The 21,812-nt window shown below is 43.8% G+C and carries 20 protein-coding genes; all 20 read left to right on the top strand.

Annotated features, from left to right (window positions below; genetic code table 11):
• A partial coding sequence (locus tag HMPREF1535_RS18140) for a DUF4906 domain-containing protein (protein ID WP_087880824.1) occupies window positions 1–2,199 on the top strand: 2,199 nt, incomplete at its 5' end.
• A gap of 90 nt (window positions 2,200–2,289) precedes the next feature.
• On the top strand, window positions 2,290–3,060 hold the full coding sequence (locus HMPREF1535_RS18145; RefSeq protein WP_046147068.1) for a DUF4469 domain-containing protein: 771 nt from the start codon (window positions 2,290–2,292) through the stop codon (window positions 3,058–3,060).
• 290 nt (window positions 3,061–3,350) lie between these two features.
• A complete protein-coding gene (locus HMPREF1535_RS18150; RefSeq protein WP_046147069.1) occupies window positions 3,351–4,925 on the top strand; it encodes an ATP-binding protein in 1,575 nt (524 codons plus the stop codon).
• 549 nt (window positions 4,926–5,474) lie between these two features.
• A complete protein-coding gene (locus tag HMPREF1535_RS18155) occupies window positions 5,475–7,241 on the top strand; it encodes a fimbrillin family protein (protein WP_046147070.1) in 1,767 nt (588 codons plus the stop codon).
• 48 nt (window positions 7,242–7,289) lie between these two features.
• Complete coding sequence (locus HMPREF1535_RS18160) at window positions 7,290–8,312, top strand: fimbrillin family protein (protein WP_046147071.1); 1,023 nt, start codon at window positions 7,290–7,292, stop codon at window positions 8,310–8,312.
• A 26-nt stretch (window positions 8,313–8,338) separates the two neighbouring features.
• A complete protein-coding gene (locus HMPREF1535_RS18165) occupies window positions 8,339–9,295 on the top strand; it encodes a fimbrillin family protein (protein WP_046147072.1) in 957 nt (318 codons plus the stop codon).
• A 35-nt stretch (window positions 9,296–9,330) separates the two neighbouring features.
• Window positions 9,331–10,476: a fimbrillin family protein gene (locus tag HMPREF1535_RS18170; protein WP_046147073.1), complete on the top strand. Its 1,146-nt coding sequence runs from the start codon at window positions 9,331–9,333 to the stop codon at window positions 10,474–10,476.
• Window positions 10,477–10,644: 168 nt separating this feature from the next.
• Complete coding sequence (locus HMPREF1535_RS18175; protein WP_046147074.1) at window positions 10,645–11,718, top strand: fimbrillin family protein; 1,074 nt, start codon at window positions 10,645–10,647, stop codon at window positions 11,716–11,718.
• 39 nt (window positions 11,719–11,757) lie between these two features.
• A complete protein-coding gene (locus tag HMPREF1535_RS18180) occupies window positions 11,758–12,924 on the top strand; it encodes a fimbrillin family protein (protein ID WP_046147075.1) in 1,167 nt (388 codons plus the stop codon).
• 16 nt (window positions 12,925–12,940) lie between these two features.
• Window positions 12,941–13,807, top strand: a complete 867-nt coding sequence (locus tag HMPREF1535_RS18185; protein ID WP_244275656.1) for a fimbrillin family protein — start codon at window positions 12,941–12,943, stop codon at window positions 13,805–13,807.
• Window positions 13,808–13,820: 13 nt separating this feature from the next.
• Window positions 13,821–14,669: a hypothetical protein gene (locus tag HMPREF1535_RS18190; protein ID WP_046147077.1), complete on the top strand. Its 849-nt coding sequence runs from the start codon at window positions 13,821–13,823 to the stop codon at window positions 14,667–14,669.
• 13 nt (window positions 14,670–14,682) lie between these two features.
• Window positions 14,683–15,654 carry a fimbrillin family protein gene (locus tag HMPREF1535_RS18195; protein ID WP_046147078.1) on the top strand — a complete coding sequence of 324 codons (972 nt, stop codon included), beginning with the start codon at window positions 14,683–14,685 and terminating at the stop codon, window positions 15,652–15,654.
• A 17-nt stretch (window positions 15,655–15,671) separates the two neighbouring features.
• Entirely contained in the window at window positions 15,672–16,679 is a 1,008-nt protein-coding gene (locus tag HMPREF1535_RS18200) for a fimbrillin family protein (RefSeq protein ID WP_046147079.1), read from the top strand.
• Between the two features lie 15 nt (window positions 16,680–16,694).
• A complete protein-coding gene (locus tag HMPREF1535_RS18205) occupies window positions 16,695–17,885 on the top strand; it encodes a DUF4906 domain-containing protein (protein WP_010803163.1) in 1,191 nt (396 codons plus the stop codon).
• Window positions 17,886–17,908: 23 nt separating this feature from the next.
• A complete protein-coding gene (locus HMPREF1535_RS18210; RefSeq protein WP_007656599.1) occupies window positions 17,909–18,184 on the top strand; it encodes an HU family DNA-binding protein in 276 nt (91 codons plus the stop codon).
• 135 nt (window positions 18,185–18,319) lie between these two features.
• Entirely contained in the window at window positions 18,320–18,493 is a 174-nt protein-coding gene (locus HMPREF1535_RS18215; protein WP_007656600.1) for a hypothetical protein, read from the top strand.
• 150 nt (window positions 18,494–18,643) lie between these two features.
• Window positions 18,644–18,805 carry a hypothetical protein gene (locus HMPREF1535_RS25990; RefSeq protein ID WP_007656601.1) on the top strand — a complete coding sequence of 54 codons (162 nt, stop codon included), beginning with the start codon at window positions 18,644–18,646 and terminating at the stop codon, window positions 18,803–18,805.
• Between the two features lie 100 nt (window positions 18,806–18,905).
• Window positions 18,906–19,061, top strand: coding sequence for a hypothetical protein (locus HMPREF1535_RS25995; RefSeq protein WP_007656609.1), 156 nt, complete (start codon window positions 18,906–18,908; stop codon window positions 19,059–19,061).
• A 1,029-nt stretch (window positions 19,062–20,090) separates the two neighbouring features.
• Window positions 20,091–20,534, top strand: coding sequence for a hypothetical protein (locus HMPREF1535_RS18225; protein WP_007656613.1), 444 nt, complete (start codon window positions 20,091–20,093; stop codon window positions 20,532–20,534).
• 8 nt (window positions 20,535–20,542) lie between these two features.
• On the top strand, window positions 20,543–21,757 hold the full coding sequence (locus tag HMPREF1535_RS18230) for a sodium ion-translocating decarboxylase subunit beta (RefSeq protein ID WP_007656615.1): 1,215 nt from the start codon (window positions 20,543–20,545) through the stop codon (window positions 21,755–21,757).
• The last annotated feature ends 55 nt before the right edge of the window (window positions 21,758–21,812 follow it).

A 21,812-nucleotide genomic window follows, 5' to 3' on the forward strand; every position in this document is an offset into this window, starting at 1 on the left:
GAAGGAAAGACGGTGGAAGTAACGCTTAATATTGGCTTGGCAGATGAAACAGACGGATATACCCTGTCCGCGCCATCGGAAACTAAATCAAGTGTTACCGCTTTCAATTATGCTCTCCAACCTGCAATGGCAACGAAAGGAGCGGAGAGTTCTCTGAAACCGGACAAACTCTATAATTTGGAAATACAACAATACGATCGTTCCGGCAATCGCATAGGAGGTATGTCGAATGTAATTGCGGAACAAGAGATCGGTTCTGCCCTTAAATTGACTCTGACAGCAAATATCGACTGCCAACTGGTGATCGTAGCATGGGGTAAAAGTAATACAAGTACCACATTGGATACTGGCAATCTTACATCTGCCCAAACTAAAAGTATTGACGCCTCCGTTATATCCGAGTTAAATCCGTCCAATCAGGAAGATATGAACCAGATGCCTTATGTTCTGCATTTGGAACATGTATGCGTAGAAAACAATACGATTAAAAGTATTGAAGGTAAGGATGTCCGTTTGTTACTTCGTCGTTTGGCAACCCGTTTGATACTGAACTGGTCTTATTCATACAGTGGTTATCAGTTAAAACAAATCCTTTTGCAAAGTATCCCTCTTAATTATAAAGTGGTGGCCGCCCCAGATAAAGATGATAAAACATATCCTTCTTTACTGGACCAATATATAACCATACAATTAACGAGTACCCAAATAGGTGCCGGAAATTATTCTTGTTGGGTTCCGGCTAACGTGCGTGGAACGAATTCATTAGCAACCTCCCAGACATACCGTATTAAATCGAATGCCCCGATGGGCAGTTCGTATGTCGATTTTATTGCAGCCAATACTTCTGACCTCAAGAAGAAATTGAGTTACCGTGTCTATTTGGGTGGTTCAGAATCGACAGACTTCAATTTGTATGGTAATACGGACTATAATTATACGGTAAAGATCAGTCATATTGACCTACCTGTCAATGACCGCCGTGTAACAATTATCGATCCGATAGCGGCATCCGAGAATAATAACAATTTGGTTCCGACCGCAAACTGTTTTATAGTAGCTCCCGGTGGAGCTTTCTGTTTTAATCCTTATACCTATTATGTAAAGGGGAATCCGGTAGAAAACTCATTGTTACAGGGATGGTGTTCAACAAAAAAGATTCAATCGGTAAAAGTATTATGGCAGACAAAAGAAAACGGTGATGTTGGTGACCCGGCATTAGGGGTCGTAACATCTTCTGACGATCATACAAATATTGTTGATCTTAAAAATGGTGGTGATTTTGGAAATGCACGAATCTATTGTCGCGTGGCTCCCAATACTACTGGAGGTAGTGGTGTAATAGCAGCCTGTGATATTGATGGAAATATACTTTGGTCATGGCATGTTTGGATAACGAATTATTCTCCTTCGGCTACAGCCAACGAAACAATTCTTACACCAGAGAATAAGCGTATCCTTAAGTTGGAAAGAAATGGTGTTAGTTATAATCCGATAATGGACCGTTGCTTGGGTGCTTATGACGGATATGTTTCAGTTCCTAAACAGATTGTTAATATGTCGCGTGCCAATGGATTCCATTATCAGAAAGGTCGTAAAGATCCTTTTCCCGGAAGCTACCCTTCGGAAGATTTAGGAACTCAATATCATTTTACAATTGACGGAAAACAACCGCCTAGACATTGTCTGAATCGGTATGAGCCGGATGGTATTACTTGGATAATGCCGTCAAGTTTGGATATGACTTCTTTACTGTATGCATATCAACATCCTGAATCACTTGGTAGTGGCTGGAATCATGAGTGGGCACGTTTTAGTCCCGTACCAACCTGGAGCACTGATAAAACTATACATGATCCGTGTCCTGCCGGCTGGCGCGTTCCATCTAAAAATGAGTTACAAATTTTGGTTGATTATAATCAGCCCAATCAAAATTCAATCCTATCTAACTATAAAATTGAAGGAGGAGCTCTTTTCCAATATGACGGGACAAGCAATCGGACTTATATGAGATTTTCCGGTTATCCAGTGTCGGTAAGTCATATTGCTAATATTGGTTACGCTGTATATCTCCAAACAAACCAGACGCATCAAATATTCTATGCGCAAGGAAACGGTGGAGCAGAATCAACAAACGGAATCACTTTTGTAAATAAAGACAATTATGATGCAAATAACATTCGTTGCATTCAAGATAAATAATATTCACCCTGCGTGGCAAAAATTAAAAGTCCGACACCGTGCCGGAACAAATAAAACAGCATTAGTATTAACAATTAAACATGAAACATCATGGAAGATTACAACAAAGAGTATTACTGGGAATTTTATCTGCGTGATAACCCATTGACAAAAGACAATACGAAAGACTGCATTGCCGAAGTGAAAACCGGTCCGAAAACCCTGACCAAAGAAGATACGGCCCGGGAAATCAAGCGCACCGGCTCCGAACTGAAGTTGCCGACCATCCTTTCGGTAACGTCGCAGGACAGTGATATTATCCTCGAAGCCTTGTTGAACGGCGATAGTGTGACAACGGACCTTTGCCAGTTCTCCCCGCGTATCCTGGGTGCTTTCGAGAACTCGGATGCTCAGTTCGATCCGGCTATCCACAAACTGACATTCGACATCGTTCCGACTAAAAAGCTCCGTGACGCCTTGAAAAACGTAAAAGTGATCAATATGGGTACAAAAGCCGACGTGGCCCGTATCAGGCTTGTCACCGATACTCTGACCGGCCTGTTCGACGGCTCGATCACGGCAAGCGAAGATATTATGATTACGGGCAATAACATCAAAATAGCCGGCGATGACGCTGTCGTAGGTGTCTTCTTCGTTGCTGGCGACGGCACAACGACCAAAGTGACTCGCCGCCTTACCCAGAACGACCCCAGCAAGGTGATCGCCCGTGTTCCGGCGTTGGCCGACGGTAGCTATACATTGCGTATCGTCACACAGTTCAGCCAAAGCAGTACGACTTTGAAAGAAGCACGTACCCTGGAATATCCAACGAAGCTGGTGGTAGGCGACTCCGGCGGCGGAGATCGTCCTGAAATCGAATGATTTGCAGGGAGGGTCGATGTAGCGTTGCATCGACACCAAGTGCAGCGTTGCATCGACATCGAGTGTAACGTTGCACTTACACCCAGTGCAACACGGCATCGACTGTCGATGCAAAAACAAGCGTTCTTTGACATGATGAGATTGATAAAGAAAAGAAATAATGTGCCAATTTGCTAATATGCCAATGTGCCAATTTTGATAAATCTCAAACTATTTACTATATCCATTGGTATATGCAACATTAGCATATTATTCTTATCTTTGTGTTCGTGCTTAAAAACAACAGAGACATGGAAACAACACCGATCAGAAAACTCCCGGTAGGGATACAGGATTTTACCTCTTTGAGGGAAGACGGATATCTATATGTAGATAAGACTGCATTGGTTTACAAAATGGTAACTACCGGCAAACCTTATTTTCTGAGCCGTCCGCGCCGTTTCGGTAAAAGCCTGCTGCTTTCCACACTCGAAGCTTATTTCCTCGGACGGAAAGACCTGTTCAAGGGACTGGCTATCGAACAACTGGAGAAAGAATGGAAAGTGTATCCGGTGCTTCATCTGAGTCTCAATGCGAAATTCTACGAAACGAAAGAGAGCCTGGAACAAATACTGGATGATCACCTGGTTGCTTGGGAAGATAAATATGAAATCACAAAAAAGAAGGAATCAACTAATTACGAAGGTCGTTTCATGCAAATTATCCAACAAGCCTGTGAGAAAACAGGGGAGAAGGTTGTCGTTCTGATTGACGAATACGACAAACCTCTGTTACGTACATTATTTAATGATGACCTGCACAACGTTTACCGCGAAATGCTGACCGGCTTTTACACCGTCCTGAAAGATGCTGACCGCTACCTGCGTTTTGTATTTATCACCGGAGTGACAAAGTTCTCGCAACTAGGTATTTTCAGTAACCTGAACCAACTGATAGATATCAGTATGGCTCCCGATTATGCAACGGTTTGCGGTATGACAAAGGTAGAAATCGAACGCGACTTCCAACCCGAACTGGCTGCCCTTGCCGCCATGAACAAGCTGACATACGAACAAACAGTAAATGAACTGACGAAACGTTACGACGGCTATCATTTCTCGGAGTTCCGGACAGAGGGTATCTTTAACCCTTTCAGTGTATTGAATGCATTGCTACAGAAACGTTTCAGCAGCTATTGGTTTGCTACGGGAACCCCTACGATGCTGGTCGATATGCTGAAAAAGACAGACTACGATCTGCGCCAGCTGGACGGCATAGAAGTGCCGGCAGCTGCACTGACCGACTACCGGGCGGATTTTCAGAACCCAGTGCCGATCATTTATCAGAGTGGGTATCTGACGATCAAAGATTATGATTCAGAATTCAACTTTTTCCGTCTTGGCTATCCGAATGCCGAAGTGGAATATGGATGGTTAAACTTTATCACACCGTATTATACGTCTTTATCGGAAGCGAATGCTCCGTTTTATATCGGTAAGTTCAGCCAGGAGTTGCGTGCCGGTGATGTCGATGCATTTATGGAACGGCTGCGTGCTTTCTTTGCAGACATTCCCTATGAACTGAACGACCGGACCGAACAGCATTACCAGATAATTTTCTATCTGGTCTTCAAACTGTTGGGGCAATATGTAGAAGCCGAAGTTCGCAGTGCCCGAGGGCGTGCGGATGCAGTGGTAAAGACAGCTGATTATATCTACGTATTCGAATTCAAACTGAACGGTTCGGTAGACAAAGCCCTCCAACAAATCGACGACAAAGGCTATCTGATCCCATACACAATCGATGGCCGCCAGTTAGTCAAAGTCGGCGCCGACTTCAACAAAGAAGACCGCAACATCGGCGAATGGAAAGCCGTTTTCTGCTAATAGGCGGGGTTCGCGGTAGATGAAAATATAGAAAGAATTGAACTATCCCGTTCCCGTGCTTGACACGGGATCGCAAAGGGACAGACCGTATCAACTTTCAACGAGGCTCGCCTCGTGCCGCAGGCTCTCTTTTGCCGTTGGTTTCAACCAACGGTTTTAAATACAGGAGGCAAAGCCTCTTCTTCTGTGGGATTTATCCCCTTTCATAATATAATATCCGGAAAGGGGTTGAAACCCACAGAGGAATCCGGAAAAACCGGAAAGATTATCTATCCGTCAGTTGAAACTGACGGCAAAAGAGAGCCTGCGGCATGGGGCTTTGCCCCATTAAAGAGATACAAATAGCTCATATTTGAGAAATTCTGAATCTATTACTATCTCCATTGGCATATTGGCACATTAGCAAATTGGCTCATTATTCCTTTTCTCTTTATCAATCGCATCTGTTGTAAACGATAAATAAAACAGATGCACCGATCGTTACACGGCATCCCCGGAGGATGTCGTGCCGCTTTTCGTGTGTCTACGAATAATTTATAAACAAAAAATATGAGACTGAATAACTTAGTTGCTAAACCGTTCCTGCTGGCTGCCGCCTTCGTCTTGTTGGCCGCTTGTCATGATGACGACAAACCCGAACCCGAACATGAAGGGGAGGGACAACTCATCGTCACGGTCGAAAACCCCGGCGTACAGGCACTGGCTCTCCGCATCTTTGGCGACGGACTGACGGAACCGCTCGAAAGCCGGTTCGATGCAGCAAATGCGACAGGCAAACTCGACAAATGGCTGCCTGCCGGACAGTATGACGCCCTGCTCACGACCGACAATCCGGAAGCGGTCACGATAGACGGTACCGACGGCTTTGCCACGGCTACCGCAACAGTTCGTGTCCCCGAGGGATCAACAACAATGCCTGCACTGAACGCTCCTGTCTATGTTGCCAGCCGTTCGGGCATATCCCTTACCGAAGGAAAGACGAATGAACTGACACTTCAACCCGAAGATATCCGTAAGATACTGCGTCTCACGGTGACGGCCCCCGGCAGACAGATCGCCGGTTCGCTGGATGCTACCTTGCAGGGCATTACCAGGGGAGTAAATCTGGCTACAGAAGAAATAACATCTTCCGCGACTCTCGGCATGCTTCTCCCGCCTCCCGATGCACAGAAGATTTGCAGCACAACAGCCGGTATCCTCGGTATCGCCTGGCCGGAAGACGTTGATCCCAGTGCATCAAGCGACACCCATCTGTTGACATTATCCTGGCAGGGTACGGACGGAAAAAAGCAAACCTACAGTGAAGACGTCTCGTCACAGCTCTATCGGGCAACCGAAACAGGTGCCGACACCCTCGATCTGACCATCGCTATCCCGGAGGAAATTATCCCGGTGCCTATACATTTATATACAGGTATCCGCACCCGTGCCATTGTCGATGTTTTTGACGGCACCCCCGTCAACATTGCAGCCGGAAACACAGCCGGTCAATATTCCGACAGTTGGGAGGGCGAAGCTACCGATAACGAAATTATCCTGTCCCCCGAACGCTATTATCCGGCCGACGGTTCGCCCGTTTATCTGCGTGGCTATTACCCGGCAGCCCCACTCAACAACGGCAAAGTGGAATATACCCTGACCGGGCAGGAGGACCTGATGCTTTCGGTAGAACAAAGTGGCTCGGTTACCGAGCAGTTCGATGCCGTAAAGACACCGCTCACATACCGCCACCTGCTTTCGCAACTGAACTTTACACTGAAACTGAAAGGAGCGACCGACAGTTACCGTATCCGCTCAGTCCATATCAACGGCCTGGCCTCGACAGCCATTGTCGACCTCGGCTCGGAAGCGATAGAACCCCTAGGGAATGCCGGACCGGTTGTTATATATACCGATCCCGGCACCGGTGGTTTCCCGATCACCAACGGAACCGTGACATTACCCGGCTACGTCCTGGTACAGCCGGAAGCAACGCTAACGCTCGACCTTGTGCTGAATGTAGACGGCAATCCGGCAAACGACAAGACATTCAAAGACCTTCCCGTCAAGTTTGATGCAGGCGGTAGCGAAGGCGGCAGTGCCTACGAAGTAGAAATCTCGTTGGAAGTCCCCGACACGCCGGATATACCGGACGAACCTGATAATCCCGATAATCCAGATGTTCCGGACAACCCCGATACACCTGACGAGCCGGATAATCCGGATATTCCGGATGACCCCGGACCAGAAAACGGCATTAAGGTAACAGTTACGGTCAAAGTGACTGACTGGAGTCCGGGTGACCAGGGAGGCGTAACGGTAGATCCTTACAAATAACGATAGAATTTATATTTCACACATTATTAATTTATACAAGTAAAACAAATGAAAAAGAGTTTATTAAGTATGGCAGCATTGGCCCTGATAATGGCAAGCTGCTCAAATGACGAAGAGAATGTAGTAACCGGCAACGGCGAGGTGGCAAATGCGGTGCCCGTCCAGATCAGTCAGAAGGTGGCTGGAGTAGAGACAAAAGCTGCGGTTGTTCCAGGAGTAAGCATGCAAGCTGTTATATTGATGGCTGATGGCGAGAGTCCCGATTTTACCTCTTTCACTCCGAGAAAGGAAAATACTTTGGATAGTGAGAATAAGTTTGTTGGTGACGGAGACCGTGCCAATATCGCTAATGCAGAATTTACAGCAAGTGGTACAGCAGGAGAAATTACATTGACTCCGGCATTATACTATCCTGTAAGTGCTGAAACAGCCAAAGCTTCAATCTTAGGGGTTTCTCCCCAAGGTATTGTAGATGCGACCAAAGTCTCATTTGCTACAACAGATGGTTCTCTGGATGTGATGTATGCCGGAAAAGTAGATGCCGGATCTGCACAAACGCCCACATCAGGAGGGATTGTTCTAGATTTTAAGCACAAAACAACCCAGCTTATTTTTGTTGCAAAGCTTTATAAAGAGTTGACAGGAACTGAATGGGAAAATAAAAATGTTAGTGTAAAAAGTATTACTGTTCAAAACGCTAAAGTACCGGAATCATTAACTTTCAGCAATGGTCAGGTAAACTGGAAGACAGTCGGTGAAATCACAGTTGCAGGATGCAATACAGCATTGACAACAAATGTATGCGATCCAAGTGTTCCAATCATGATTGCTCATGCATCAAGCGTAACGGTTAATTTGTCTTTATCCGTAGATGATACGATTGTATCATACAATAATCTGGTAGTACAAAATGGTAGTGGATCAAATTTAGCTACGGAAGAAGGTGCTTCTCATGTAATCACATTCACAATTACTCCTCCGACAGCAGCAGCAGGTGCAACTAAAATTACCACATCTGCAAAGGTTACTGACTGGAAGCCAAGCGCTGCCGGACAAGTCACTATTCAATAATCCCGCCAAACACAAACAAAAAGCGAATGAAGCGACAACGTATATATCTGCTTTTATTCCCGGCATTATTGCTGGTATCAGGCTGTTCAGACTCGGAGCAATCCGAGCCTGAACAAGTCCCGATCGAACTGCATGCCCAGGGGAATGCGACAGTGGAAACGAAAGCCGATCAGACGATCACCGAGGCTTTCGGCACCACCGTCTTTGCCTCTATGCGCAGCGGCAATTACACCGGCCTCACTTCTCCGGCTAATAATGTAAAAGAATGGAAGATAGACACGGAGGTACAGACTAACGGTACGGTTCCATTGTCTGGAAACCCTACTTACCCGGAAAACGGAGACTGGCTTTACCTGATTGCCGTGGCTCCCAAAGCATCTTCGTATAGCGATAATGAAGGCAAGGTTACATACATCCTCGCCGGCCAGACCGACCTGATGTATGCCTCTCAAATCTCCGGTAACCGGTGGGACGGGAGTCGTTTCGTCAATACGGATGGAAGCGGAACTCCACTCACTTATAAGCATTTGCTTACGCAGTTGACATTTAAAGCAATGAAGAAAGTAACCGGTGGTTTAAGCGTGAAAGTCAAGAAGATAACCGTTACGGCGACGAACAGTGTCACACTGGCTCTAACCGATGGTGAAACTTCTTTCTCGGGTAGCGGTGAGTTGTTTTTGGAACTCCCGGATGATGGAACAGAGATCAGCGGTACGACAGCAACACCTCTCTCGGGTTCCCTGCTTTTACCGCCGCTTACCGGCACTTCCGATGCTTATAAGCTGACAGTCGAAACCTCCATCGGTACGTTCAAAGACCTTGAGATCACTCCTCAATCAGCCGGAGGAAACTTGTCTTTTGCCGGTGGAACTTCTCACGAAATCACCCTGAATATAGGTGATAAGGAACTGGGTATCTCTTCTGTTACCGTATCCGAATGGGTTCCGGTAGTAAAAAACGATGATCTGAATCTGGTTGAATAACCCTATAAAAACAACAAGTATAAAAAACGAACAACATGAAACAAACGAAATTACCTGTTTACCTGATACTTCTGGCAGCCCTGTCTGCCGGTAGTTGCAGCAACGAGGATACCCCCGACACCCCTTACAACCCCTCCAACGACCCGGACGCCGTTGAACTGGGCATCACTGCTGGGGTGGCGCTGACAAAGAGTGCGATAAACGAAGGTACCGATGATACCAATTTTGAAAGTATTGCAGTGTATGCAGTAGGACCAACAACGTCATACGGAAACACTAATAATTACGCGTTATATACGAAAAATGGAACTTGGGCTAGTAGTACCGATAAAATTTATCTGACTAGCGAAACAGCCACGATCTATGGGTATCATCCGGCATATACACCTGGAGCCGGTGGGGAGATGGCTGCTAGTGGCACTGCATTAAAATTAACCACTGTAGCTGAAAATTCAACAATACCAGTTACAGTCTTTCCGGGAACATCAGATAGTAAGGATACAAATAATACGATCCCAACAACAGACAACGCTACCGGGACAACGATCTTATCTGCTCCCGGAGAAGTCGATTATATGTGGGCGGAAGATGCAGACAATAACGGAAATCCGGCAACAGCCAGCAATGGAAAGGCGGCAGGTTCTCCGGATGCTTCCGTAGCACTAAAAATGAAACATGCTATGGCAATGGTCAGTTTCCGTATATATAATGATGGAACTTATGCCAATACAGGTAAACTGACAAAAATTGTTTTGAAGAATAAAAGTAATACGGCTTTAAGCCAGGGTACCAATCTTGTTATGGCAATTAAAGATGGAACAATAACATCCAATGCAGAAAAAACTGTCACATTCACGCGTTTTATTGGTGATGGTTACACATTGAAAAAGCAAGGCGGATCCGGATTAGCTGGTGCGGATGCAGCTAAAGATGCTTCATCTAAATTCAGCATTCTTGTTTTACCTCATAACGGAGCAAAAAATACGATACAGGTAGAATTTACAATAGACAATACTGTTTATGCAGTCGACCTGGCCGCTAATACTGATGCTGTAAATTGGGCAAAAGGCACAAACACCCTTTACACGGCCAAACTAAGTGGTAAGGAATTAACCCTATCCAGCATAACAGTAGAAGGTTGGGGGGATGGTGCAGCAACCGGAGAACTCCCTGTCAATTAGGAGCTGAAAGTAACTTTTCCCCTCTTGAGAGGGGGCAGGGGGTGTGTTATAGTCCAGCCATATAACAAGCTCTAACACCCCCCTTAATCCCCTATCGAGAGGGAAAACAGATACTCTCAGTCACCGTAAATAAAGAAACGAAACAATTTATTAAACGAATAAAAGATTATGAAACCGTATAATTACCTGTTATTACCCATCCTGACAATCTCCCTTCTGACTTCCTGTTCGAAGGAAGAAGATATCGACAACCCGGTAAGCCTTACCCTGCGTGTAGCCGGTGTGTCTCTGACGCGTGCCGCCGTCAATGACGCTTCCGATCTGACCAGCGTCGGTATTTACACCGTCAACGCTGAAAAGACCGAACAGACCTACGGTATCCGTCCGGCAGGGATTTACGGAAAATATAAACCTGTAACAACGAATGGCATCACCTCGCTCGTACCGGAAAATGCGCCGACCGATCAAACCATCTGGCTGAATAATGAGAAAGCAATCATCTTCTCCTGTCATCCCGCTCCGGCGAATGGGAAGAGTGACATTCAGAATTATCCGACAGCCAGTTCAACCGATCCGGTTCCAACCGTTCCCGTGCCGGTTGCAGCTATTGAATATACCAGTTCGAAAACCGCCGCAAGCAACCAAGTAGACCTTACCCAGCCGAAAAACGACTACATGTACGGTGTCGAATACAAAAACAACACTTATCAGGAAAACCAACCTTACGCCAACAACGGAAACAATATGCCGAGCGGAACCAAAGGCCCCGGCCAGTCAGTCAGCATCGGTCTGAAACATGTTTTTGCCAAACTCCGCCTTATTATAAAAAAAGAAGACAGTTACAAAGGAACCGCCGCAGTCACCTCTGTAAAATACACCTCCAAAATACCTGTGCCGGGCAACAATACCCGCATGAAACTAACAAACGGCGAACTGCTCGATCTGGATAACACCGCCACCGATAAATCATATACTTATACACTTACGTCAGCAACCGCTACAACCGATGTTAAGACAACGCTTACCATCACAAACTATGCTATTCCCTGTAGTCAATCTTTATCAGGCACCATTTCATTGATTGTCGATGGAAAACCGATGTCGGTGGCTTGTACCAATCAATGGGAGAGAGGCAAAATCTACACTTACACGGTAACGATTAAACCGACCGGCCTTGAACTGTCGGGAATTAATGTCGTCGGCTGGCAGGATGCCGCCCAGATTCCCGATACAAACATTTGATACATCAATAATAACGATATAAATAAAAACAGAATCAATATGAAACAAAACAAACAATCCATTTGTCTGGCTGCACCACCTTTACGGCAGTGTGTCTTCCTGGGATACCTGTTGTTTCTCCTGTTGCCTGCTTGCACGGCAGGAGAGGATGGGGCAGACAATGACCTTTTCGGTAACCGGGGAGAAACAGTTTTGCTGCAACCCCGTTTCTATACCGGTCAACCGTCGACCCGTTCTGTCGTGAACGGCCTGGAATCGTCGGAAGCCGTAACTGGTAAAGATAAAATATCCTCTGTCATGCTTTATGTAACGGAAAGTGCTGGTTATCCTTTTTACCAGGGTGTGAAAGATCCGGATAACAAATTGAAAGACGGACTTTCCCTCTTCAAAGCCAAAGGTGAAGGAACCTTGAGCTGGGCAGGTGCACCTGCCGTAAACCTTTACAACCTTCAGGCGCGTGTTTTCGCTTTCAGTCCCTCAGATGCAACGTTCAATCCTTCTACGACCAGCGATGAGCATACGATTGAGGTAACGATACCGACCGATATGACTTTCAACGGCGAAAATAGCTGGCAATGCAACACTGTTGATTATCTGTACGGTTCAGGTTCAAGCGATATCGGTAGCAAGACATCGATCACAGCCAGCAATGCCGAGGGGGCTTTTTCGCCCACTATTCATCTGCAACATGCATTGGCGCAGATCGTGTTTAAGCTGCAAAGTGCTTCGGGACGTCTGGTCGATAACGATTACGACTATGTTAAGAAGATCACGCTCAACACTGTTTCAAACATATTTGCCGCTACGGCAAACAGTGCAACGACCACGATGAAACTAAAAGACGGTACCCTGGGCGTAACGGCTGGAACAGGAGTATTAAGTTTCACTCCTGCCCCAACGACCACAGCCGTTAAATGTGGTGAGAATGGAACTCCGGCAATAGTCGGTTATGGCCTGGTCGCTCCGCTGGCCAGCAAACCAACAGATGTTTCATTGACCATCGTGCTCGGAAAAACGACCGATACGACGAATGAACGCCATCTGGTTGTCAAGTCTGCCAATTTTCAACAGATACAATGGGAGAGGGGTTATCGCTATACCTATAGTCTGATCTTATCCGATAGGGCCATTGTCGTTGAAGACATAACAATAGACGGATGGCAAAAGGTTACCGGGAACGGTACACTTCGCCCGGATGGTTTTTAAATGATGAAAGGAGAATATGATGAGAAAAAGAATAACAATACATAAAAACATGGCACTGGTGGCCGCTGTATGGCTGGCAGCTATCGGATCCGGCTGTTCGGATGAAACAATCCTTATGCCTGCCGGGGAGAGTAATCCTGTGAAAGTACTGGCATCGATAGACCGCTTCAGCGGAATACTGACGGAAAGCGGCAGTAAAACGATTGCCGCAGATAATAGTTATGACCGGAGTACCTTCGTTAATAGCGATAAGATTCGGATCACAAAAAAATATGGAGGAGTAGCGGACAATGTAATAGAATATACGTTGTCGTCCGGAATCTGGACACCGCCGTCCGGCAAGGCGCTTACCCTGCAGGCGGGAGCTACTTATCAGGCTGTATATCCGACAAATTACACCAGCATTCAATCTTCACAAAGCGTTGCGACCAATTATTTAAAAAGCAATTTGCTGCGAACGGAGATATTACCGGCAAGCAGCGAAACCATTGATTTCACATTCAAACATGTAAATACGAAATTGACGCTGATATTTAAACCGGCAGAGGGTGGCCCTGCCTTTTCGGGCGATTTTAGTATTCAGGTGCAGGCGCCGGGATTGCTGACAGGGGGAAGCGTACAGGAGATCGTAACGCTTTACCGTCCGGATACCAACAACTATACCTGGCACGGCATCGTTTATCCCAAAGGGACCTCTACGGATATTACCGTCAACGTTACCTACAAGAATGTAACTTATAAAACGACTTTGTCCGGCTGCACGCTGACAACCGGTTCGCAGTATGAGTATACGCTTACCATCCAGAACAATATCCTGGTGCCTGTCGGCAGCGAAATAAAACCGTGGACACCGAATCAAACTCATACCGGATCATTATCATAGAAAAAGAACAGATATGAAAAGAATAAACACAACACAACGATCACCGGGCATACAGATAGCCGTCTTGCTGCTCCTGTTGTCCTCTTGTACGTCCGGAGAACAAGAGACAGGAATAGGCCGTCCGCTGGAAGTAACAGCAGAAATAGCTGCCCCGGTAACACGGGCGACCGATGCCCATGACTCAGACTACGACAAACGGACCTTCGTTGCAAACGACCAGATCAATATCTATTCGGGGGTATCCGCAAGTGGTAGTGCTACGGTTTATAAGTATAGTGACTCCGGAAGCACTTCGAAATGGCTGCCCAACACTGGGGGAGATGGTATCACCATTACTACCGAAAACGGGGCCTATACGGCTTCGTTTCCGACCACATTCAGTGGGATAAAACAGGAACAGACGACCCCGACTGCATTTTGGGAAAGTAACCAGCTTATCTCTTCAAAAGTAGCTGTCGGCAACCGTGTCGACTTTGTCTTTGCCCCGGTGGCGGCCAAGATCACGATTAATGTGGAGTATGCGAGCATTACGACCGGAAACGGCATTAAGTTGGAAGGAAATTCTCTGCGTACTGAAGGCGGAACCAATGAGACCATCCAGCTTTTGCCGGTAACGGCTTCCGGAACAAACCATACATATATCGGTATTATCCGTGCTAACGCCGAGGCTGTTTACAAAATAACTGTCTCTGCTGGGGGGATAGATAAATCTTATGCTCAATCGAGCATCAAGCTGGAAGCCGCTAATAATTACATATACAATTTTACATCTACGAATAAGTTGATACTTAACAGTGTAAATGTGACTCCGTTTGCTTCTGACGGTAGTGCGGAATCCGGGGGAGACTTAAATGCAACTTAATACATAAAAGAATATGAGAAAATTGAACTTATATACATTAACAGCGTTATTGGCAACCTGTGCCGGATGCACGGACAGCCTGCCGGATAACGGCGAACCGTCTTCTTCCGCTCTCCAATTGGTTTCGGTCGGATTGGCGGAAACAATACAGACCCGTGGAATCGTGACTTCCATCAATCAGGTAAAATTATATGTGGCCAATGCCGGTGCGCTGACCGCCTATAATGCATCGACGCCTACTTTGCTGTTTACCCAAAGTAACGGAAGCTGGTCGAGCACAGCCTCAGTGGAGATAACAACGGCAAATGGGAGTGCTGACGTCTATGCCTGTTATCCGGATGCGGATATAACATCCGGCAGCAACCTGACCATTCCGGTATCCGTCAGAAAAGGAAGCGATTCAGATGAGACCCAGCAGCTCGACTTTACCGGAAGCCAGCAAACAGATTATCTCTATGCCACAAAACAGGCAGGGATTACCCAGACGAATCGTGCTATTTCGTTGACGATGAATCATGCGTTGGCAAAAGTGAGTTTCAGGATAGACAAAGAGACCGATGTTAGTGAAAGCCTTTATTTGAAGCAGATCAGTATCCAGAGTAATACGAATAAGTTGCAGGTTGGCGAAGGCAGCATGCAGTTGACGGATGGGGTATTGAACGGTCTGGTCTCTACGTCTGTCGTTACGTTGAACGGTTCGAAAGAACTGTCTACTTCACTGTCTTCCCCGAACGTATCCTGCCTGATGGCTCCGATGAGTGCGACCGAATCGGTACTTTCTTTCAGCCTGACTGTAGCAGTCGGCAGCGAGGGCAGTACTGAATTGCGCACCTTTAAAACGGCCTCCGCTACTCCTCTCCAATGGCAAGCGGGCAAACATTATATGTACTCCATCACAGTCAACAAAATCGGTGGAATATTGAAAAACTTTAAGGTGGAAGACTGGAAAAGCGATGCCAGCCAGGATACGAATATTGGTATTTAACGAATTGCAGAAAGATTATGAAGATAAGAATAAACATTCTTTTACCGGTTTGTCTGGCCCTGATGATGCTGGCATGTACGTCGGGATTACCGGATAATGACAACAGGCAGAAGCCGCAAGGAGAGGGAGAACCGGTTGAACTCTCATTTAAACTGTATGAGGCTTCTTTAACGAAGGCGTTGGGTGCTACCACTCTGGTAGACCTCGATCCCGGTACAAAATTCACTGTTCTGGCTTATAAAGCCGGAACAGCTGTGGATGCATCCACACAAAAATTACCGGAACCGCTTGGCAAAAGTGTCTGTACGATAGCAGATGATAAAACAGCCGACGGCAATATGTCTCTTTATCGCGGTGAATATGACCTTTACTTTATTTCGTATAACAGTGAAACGGCTCCCGATCCCAGTGCGGGTGAAATAGAAGTACGTAATGGTTACGATTTCATGTATAACGAGATCAAAGGTCTGGTCGTGCAACCGCAAAATGACGGAGATAATAAAATGGAGGTTTCAATGACAGGACCGTTTGTCCGTTTAGGTTCAAAAGTAGATCTGTCGGTAAAAGCGAAAGAATCACCTGTTAAAATAAGTGATTTGATAGTTCAGAAAATAGAGATAAAAAACTTATCAGTTCCCTTAACTTATTATTTAGGGGAAAAAGACTGGCGACCGGGGGCTGGCTATACAGACTCATATACAGTATCGAATTTTTCTTATACGGTGAATGCCTGGAGTAAACCTCATAAGAATAATGATCCGATAGTGTTACTGCCGGTTGATGGCAGCCAGCCTCTTGAGTTTATAATTACATTGAAAGTATTTTATACGGAAGAAGGCGTCGTTGGTATCCAGGAGGGTATATTTACATATACTGCCACGACCTCAAAAACATTATTGAAGGGAATGCAATATAAATTCGAGTTCACACTGACTTTCTTCGGTATATTGAATCCGGGTGATATCACTATATCATTGCTTGACTATACGAAAGTAGATCAGTCGACAGACGAGGTCGGTGAATAATTTAAACTGTTGGGTATGAAAAACAAACATATATACTATTTATTATTACCGTTGGTAGTAGTTTTTAACCTGGTAATTACAGGGTGTGAATCAACGGAAGAATCTGGCAATGCAGGCAGTGGAGGAAACTGTAGTTTTCAATTTTGCTTGAAACTGCCGGAAGCGATCAGCGTAGAGACGAAAGCAACGACACCAACGATCGGTGATAAAAATGAAGCAACAAGCGTTAAAAATGTCTGGATATTACAATATGACGCTAGCGGAAATTTTATTAAAAAGCTTTATAAAGTTGACAATACAAGCGATGATAAAGATTTTGTCAAGGAAAACGACTATATGGTCAGGATTAATACTGATGCTACATCAGAAGCCGAAAAGTTTTCTGATATTATAAGTCGTTTTTATATAATTGTCAATGGGGGAGAAGCTCTCTTAAGAAACTTTGAGGGTACTGAGGCAGAGTTGAAAGAGACAACAGTCGATTTTACACCATCTACCGGTTCGGTGCCTACTTTATTGACTTCGGGTCCCTCCGCGTATTCACCAACAGCTTCTTCCGGGGACACGGAAGAAAACAAAAAGGTAGTCTTTGTATCCCGGTTATTTAGGGCTTATGCTAAAGTAACGGTTAGAGTTCAATTTAATGATGCCAGTGCATCATTATCTGATATGACTGCAACAATTACCAATATTCCCACGAAAATAGCTTTATATACGGCTGGAGGAGGCAGTAGCAACAGCAAGTATCCGGCAACAATTGACGGCACAACTATGAAGACAACTGAGACGGATTTTAGCGGTTTAACTTCTACAGCAGGTTCTTCTGCTTATTTCTGTATGCCGGAAAACCTCCGGGGATTGGGTCTTTCCGAATCGTTCGAAGGAAAAAACAAAGAATCCAATGGTCCTGGCAGTACGTCTGTTACCACTTCAACTCCGGATGGTAAACTGACCGGTTGTACGTATCTTACTTTAAAGGGCACCTATAAGTACAGCAGTAGCCACGCAAATGGGATAAAAGTCGAATATCGTTTTTACCTGGGTGATAACCTGACAAATAATTATAACATCCAACGGGATCACCATTATGATCTGACCATCAATATAAAAGGAGCTAACAGTGCTGATCTCCGTGTGAAGATTACGGATGGCAATGTTGCCGTATTCGATGATGTAGATACAATAGAGAATGAAGTAAGTTTTTAAAAGAGAATTAAAATAATACAGATATGAATAAAGTAGAACTATCCAAACAAATATCCAGCAAAATGTCTATTAAGCAAGTGGAGGCATTACGGTTTATCCACACATTGGAAGAAGTTTTTGAAGAAGCGCTTCTGACAGACAACAGCATTATTTTCCAGAATTTCGGCACATTCACCCTTTGGCAACAGACCGAACGTCCTGGTCGTAACCCAAAAACCGGTGTGCCTGTAACCATAAAAGCCCGGAAAAGTGTTAAATTTAAACCTGGCAAACAGTTACTGGAGGCTTTAAATAAGTAGGAGAGTGCTGTTTAATAGGTCTTTTATTAATATTCAGCACTTGAACAGATATGTTTTGTCAATTTTTTGTTGCCCATGATATAATTATTTATATTTTTGTGCTTCGATTTAATAATAAGAAATATCAAAAGTAAAATGAAAGAGTTAGTAGACAAAATTAATGTAGCGATTGGGGAATTTAGCACAAATGCTAATGCACAGGTTGAAAATGGTAACAAAGCAGCAGGTACACGTGCTCGCAAAGCTTCTTTGGAACTTGAAAAGTTACTGAAAGAATTTAGAAAAGCATCTATTGAGGCAGCTAAATAAAATTTTATTTCAGTTATAAGAGAAAGGTGGTCATCTATTTAACGATGATCACCTTTTTTCGTTAAAAGAGATTGTGTATGTGAACAATGTGAAATTAATATTGTTAGATGAAAGTTAAAACAATATTAATCAATCTAAAACGACAAAAGTATGATACCTAGCACTGAATTGGAAAATGGTAAAGTTGAATTAATTCGTGAAATACTCGATATCAGTGATATACATGATATTGATTTACTCAAAGAATACAATAAAGAACTAGCCGATTCTTTAACACAGGAGCTAACTCCGGATGCTGGAAAAAACGATTAAACAAAATAATGCATCTGTCATTCAAAAAAAGTCTGTGAGTTGATAGGGGTATTTTCTTTTTTTCTGTCTCATAGATGAAGTTGAATTTAAAATGGAAAAAATGGAAACAGCTGAAAGAGAAAAAGCACCTATGTTGTGGTACTGGAGTATTCCTGAAAATGGTATGGATATTGAGGATTGCGAAAAGATCGCAAAGGAAAATCTCGTTAACAGACCGAATAACAGATATATGGAGATGCATATTGCTTTCGTTTGAAAAGTATAATACAGAGAGAGTTTAAGGCATGTAGAGTATCAAAAAAGATACATACATGCCTTTTTAGTATTTATTAGTATATGATTCCGGAACATAAATAAATGACGTTTTGTTATAATATCGAATAAAATAAAGTTCTCTACAGAGATAATTTTCAGGGATCGTTTAATAACCCCAGAAAAAATAGCAGAAAATTATTCTGTAGTCAGAACCAAATAAAGCATATCATTGTTATAATGATAAACAGAGCTTGAAAAAAGATTCTGTAATAATTATGTTAGTAGTATTTGTTTTTTCATATAAGTAGAGTTTGTTATTTGTTTGGTCCGTATGTAACTGTGAAGTTATATACGGATTTTTTATGCCTGAATAGCTCCTGATATCTTTCTGTTACTATTTTTTATAATTACCATTATGTTTAATAGAGTTATAAGAAGTTATCCTGGGACTATCCCACGCAAATTATTTTCAACTTTTATTGACAAAATTATGTTGTATGTTAAATAACTATTCTAACTTCGCACCGCGATGAAAAAAGTATTGTTGATAGTATCGTTTCTGTTTCTGCTTCTTTTGAATATGCAGATAAAGACTGAAGATGAAAATATTTTGTCTCCTGCGAAAACGACTTTTGTCTGCAGTAAGGAAAAACATCCATTCCAGGACGAGTTAAAGAATTATGATTTAAGTCAAAGCTATCATTCAGTCTATTGTCTTACTACTCGTAGCCAGGTGTTGCCAACCCGATGCGAACGTCCGTTTAAAGTGACTACCCGTCTTTTGGAGTTGTTTCTTCAGAAGGAACAAAATATTCTGAATAAAGTATCTGAAACATTTTTAATATCACAATCAGTAAAATTCTCCACTCTTCGTATACGATCAGGCCATTGGGTCTACGTACTGCGGAAAATAATTATTTAGTTTAACATCTTTCTTTTTATTCTTTTTTATTGTCTGCACGTGAATTGGCAGATAATGACTAATCATGTACCTAATAAGGTATTATATTGGATTTTAAATTAAATAATTATGTTAAGTCTATTACTTTCAACCCTTGAAATGATGGCTCTGACCTTCATTATCGGTTTTGTTGTTGCCGGTGTAATCAAGCTTATTGCTGTTTGGGCCGACTCCCTGGAATTTCACCATTCTCACAGTGATGAACTGATGCAATTCGGCAAACTAAATAAATTGCGTGCCAAAATTGGTGAAATATTAGGGCTGGATGTGGTAAATAATGAAGAAGATGTGACTGATGACGAACGCGAAGAATTCCGTCGTGGTGTAAACAGCGATCTTCTCCACATAAAACCGTCCGGATATTATCATGGCGTAAGTCATGGCGCTTCTCATTTGGATCTGATGGATTATTATTATCCACAGGATACTCGCATTATGTACCTCAAAAAAGAGGAACAGCTAATGAGAAAGAACAATACAAACAAAAAGGAGAATCCTTCTATCGAAAAATAAAAACAGATATGGAAAATGTTGATTTTTTTAGTTTGTTCCAAGGCTTTGGAACAATGGTTGCCGGTGGATGGATACTGGCTGTTGCGCGTGTTTTTTTGATTACACTTGGCGGCCTACTCGTTTATTTAGGTTGGAAAGGAGTCCTGGAGCCGATGGTTATGATCCCGATGGGATTAGGAATGGTTGCAATCAATTGTGGTACTTTAATCATGCCGGAAGGTGTATTAGGTAATTTATTCCTGGATCCTATGCTTTCAGATACAGACGAGTTGATGAATACAATGCAGATTGATTTTCTTCAACCCGTATATACGCTGACTTTCAGTAATGGCTTGATTGCCTGTTTTGTGTTTATGGGAATTGGAACATTATTGGATGTGGGCTTTCTGCTTCAGAAGCCTTTTGCCAGTCTTTTCCTGGCTCTTTGTGCGGAACTGGGAACTTTTCTGACGTTACCTATTGCCAGCGCTTTTGGTTTGTCTTTAAGTGAGAGCGCTTCTGTTGCGATGGTTGGCGGTGCAGATGGTCCGATGGTTTTGTTTACATCCCTGATCCTGGCCAAACATTTATTTGTTCCTATTACTGTTGTTGCTTATTTATATCTGGGACTGACCTACGGAGGATATCCTTATCTGGTCAAACTCCTGATCCCGCAGCGTTTGCGTGCCATAAAAATGACCACTACAAAACCACCCAAAAACTACGATGCTAAAGTTAAACTGGCTTTTTCTGTTATTTTGTGTGCTGTTTTATGCTTTTTATTCCCGGTGGCCTCTCCCCTTTTCTTTTCATTGTTCCTGGGTGTTGCCGTTCGCGAATCAGGCATGAAGCATATTTATGATTTTGTCAGTGGTCCGTTATTGTATGGTTCGACTTTCATGCTGGGGCTGTTATTGGGTGTATTGTGTGATGCTAAGTTGTTACTTGATCCCAAGATCTTGAAATTATTGGTATTAGGAATTACTGCATTGTTATTGTCTGGTATCGGAGGTATCATTGGCGGATATATCATGTATTTCATTAAACGCGGAAATTATAACCCGGTAATCGGTATTGCTGCTGTCAGTTGTGTTCCTACTACTGCTAAAGTAGCACAGAAGCTGGTAAGTAAAGAGAACCCGGACTCTTTCATTTTAGGTGATGCGTTAGGTGCTAATATTTCAGGTGTTATTACGTCTGCAATTATTACAGGTATTTATATAACGATTATCCCTTATCTGTAAAGGGCTGTATCACTACTGATAGAAAATAGCTGATCCCGAGTATAAATATAAAAAT

The sequence above is a fragment of the Parabacteroides goldsteinii DSM 19448 = WAL 12034 genome (assembly GCF_000969835.1).
GTDB lineage: Bacteria > Bacteroidota > Bacteroidia > Bacteroidales > Tannerellaceae > Parabacteroides > Parabacteroides goldsteinii.

Bases quoted from the DNA above. Each gene is read 5' to 3' on its own strand.
- HMPREF1535_RS18165 (WP_046147072.1), top strand. From the start codon at position 8,339: ATGAAGCGACAACGTATATATCTGCTTTTATTCCCGGCATTATTGCTG.
- HMPREF1535_RS18190 (WP_046147077.1), top strand. From the start codon at position 13,821: ATGAAAAGAATAAACACAACACAACGATCACCGGGCATACAGATAGCC.
- HMPREF1535_RS18210 (WP_007656599.1), top strand. From the start codon at position 17,909: ATGAATAAAGTAGAACTATCCAAACAAATATCCAGCAAAATGTCTATT.
- HMPREF1535_RS18160 (WP_046147071.1), top strand. From the start codon at position 7,290: ATGAAAAAGAGTTTATTAAGTATGGCAGCATTGGCCCTGATAATGGCA.
- HMPREF1535_RS18175 (WP_046147074.1), top strand. From the start codon at position 10,645: ATGAAACCGTATAATTACCTGTTATTACCCATCCTGACAATCTCCCTT.
- HMPREF1535_RS25995 (WP_007656609.1), top strand. From the start codon at position 18,906: ATGGAAACAGCTGAAAGAGAAAAAGCACCTATGTTGTGGTACTGGAGT.
- HMPREF1535_RS18195 (WP_046147078.1), top strand. From the start codon at position 14,683: ATGAGAAAATTGAACTTATATACATTAACAGCGTTATTGGCAACCTGT.
- HMPREF1535_RS18150 (WP_046147069.1), top strand. From the start codon at position 3,351: ATGGAAACAACACCGATCAGAAAACTCCCGGTAGGGATACAGGATTTT.
- HMPREF1535_RS18205 (WP_010803163.1), top strand. From the start codon at position 16,695: ATGAAAAACAAACATATATACTATTTATTATTACCGTTGGTAGTAGTT.
- HMPREF1535_RS18230 (WP_007656615.1), top strand. From the start codon at position 20,543: ATGGAAAATGTTGATTTTTTTAGTTTGTTCCAAGGCTTTGGAACAATG.
- HMPREF1535_RS18145 (WP_046147068.1), top strand. From the start codon at position 2,290: ATGGAAGATTACAACAAAGAGTATTACTGGGAATTTTATCTGCGTGAT.
- HMPREF1535_RS18225 (WP_007656613.1), top strand. From the start codon at position 20,091: ATGTTAAGTCTATTACTTTCAACCCTTGAAATGATGGCTCTGACCTTC.
- HMPREF1535_RS18200 (WP_046147079.1), top strand. From the start codon at position 15,672: ATGAAGATAAGAATAAACATTCTTTTACCGGTTTGTCTGGCCCTGATG.
- HMPREF1535_RS18180 (WP_046147075.1), top strand. From the start codon at position 11,758: ATGAAACAAAACAAACAATCCATTTGTCTGGCTGCACCACCTTTACGG.
- HMPREF1535_RS18185 (WP_244275656.1), top strand. From the start codon at position 12,941: ATGATGAGAAAAAGAATAACAATACATAAAAACATGGCACTGGTGGCC.
- HMPREF1535_RS18215 (WP_007656600.1), top strand. From the start codon at position 18,320: ATGAAAGAGTTAGTAGACAAAATTAATGTAGCGATTGGGGAATTTAGC.
- HMPREF1535_RS25990 (WP_007656601.1), top strand. From the start codon at position 18,644: ATGATACCTAGCACTGAATTGGAAAATGGTAAAGTTGAATTAATTCGT.
- HMPREF1535_RS18170 (WP_046147073.1), top strand. From the start codon at position 9,331: ATGAAACAAACGAAATTACCTGTTTACCTGATACTTCTGGCAGCCCTG.
- HMPREF1535_RS18155 (WP_046147070.1), top strand. From the start codon at position 5,475: ATGAGACTGAATAACTTAGTTGCTAAACCGTTCCTGCTGGCTGCCGCC.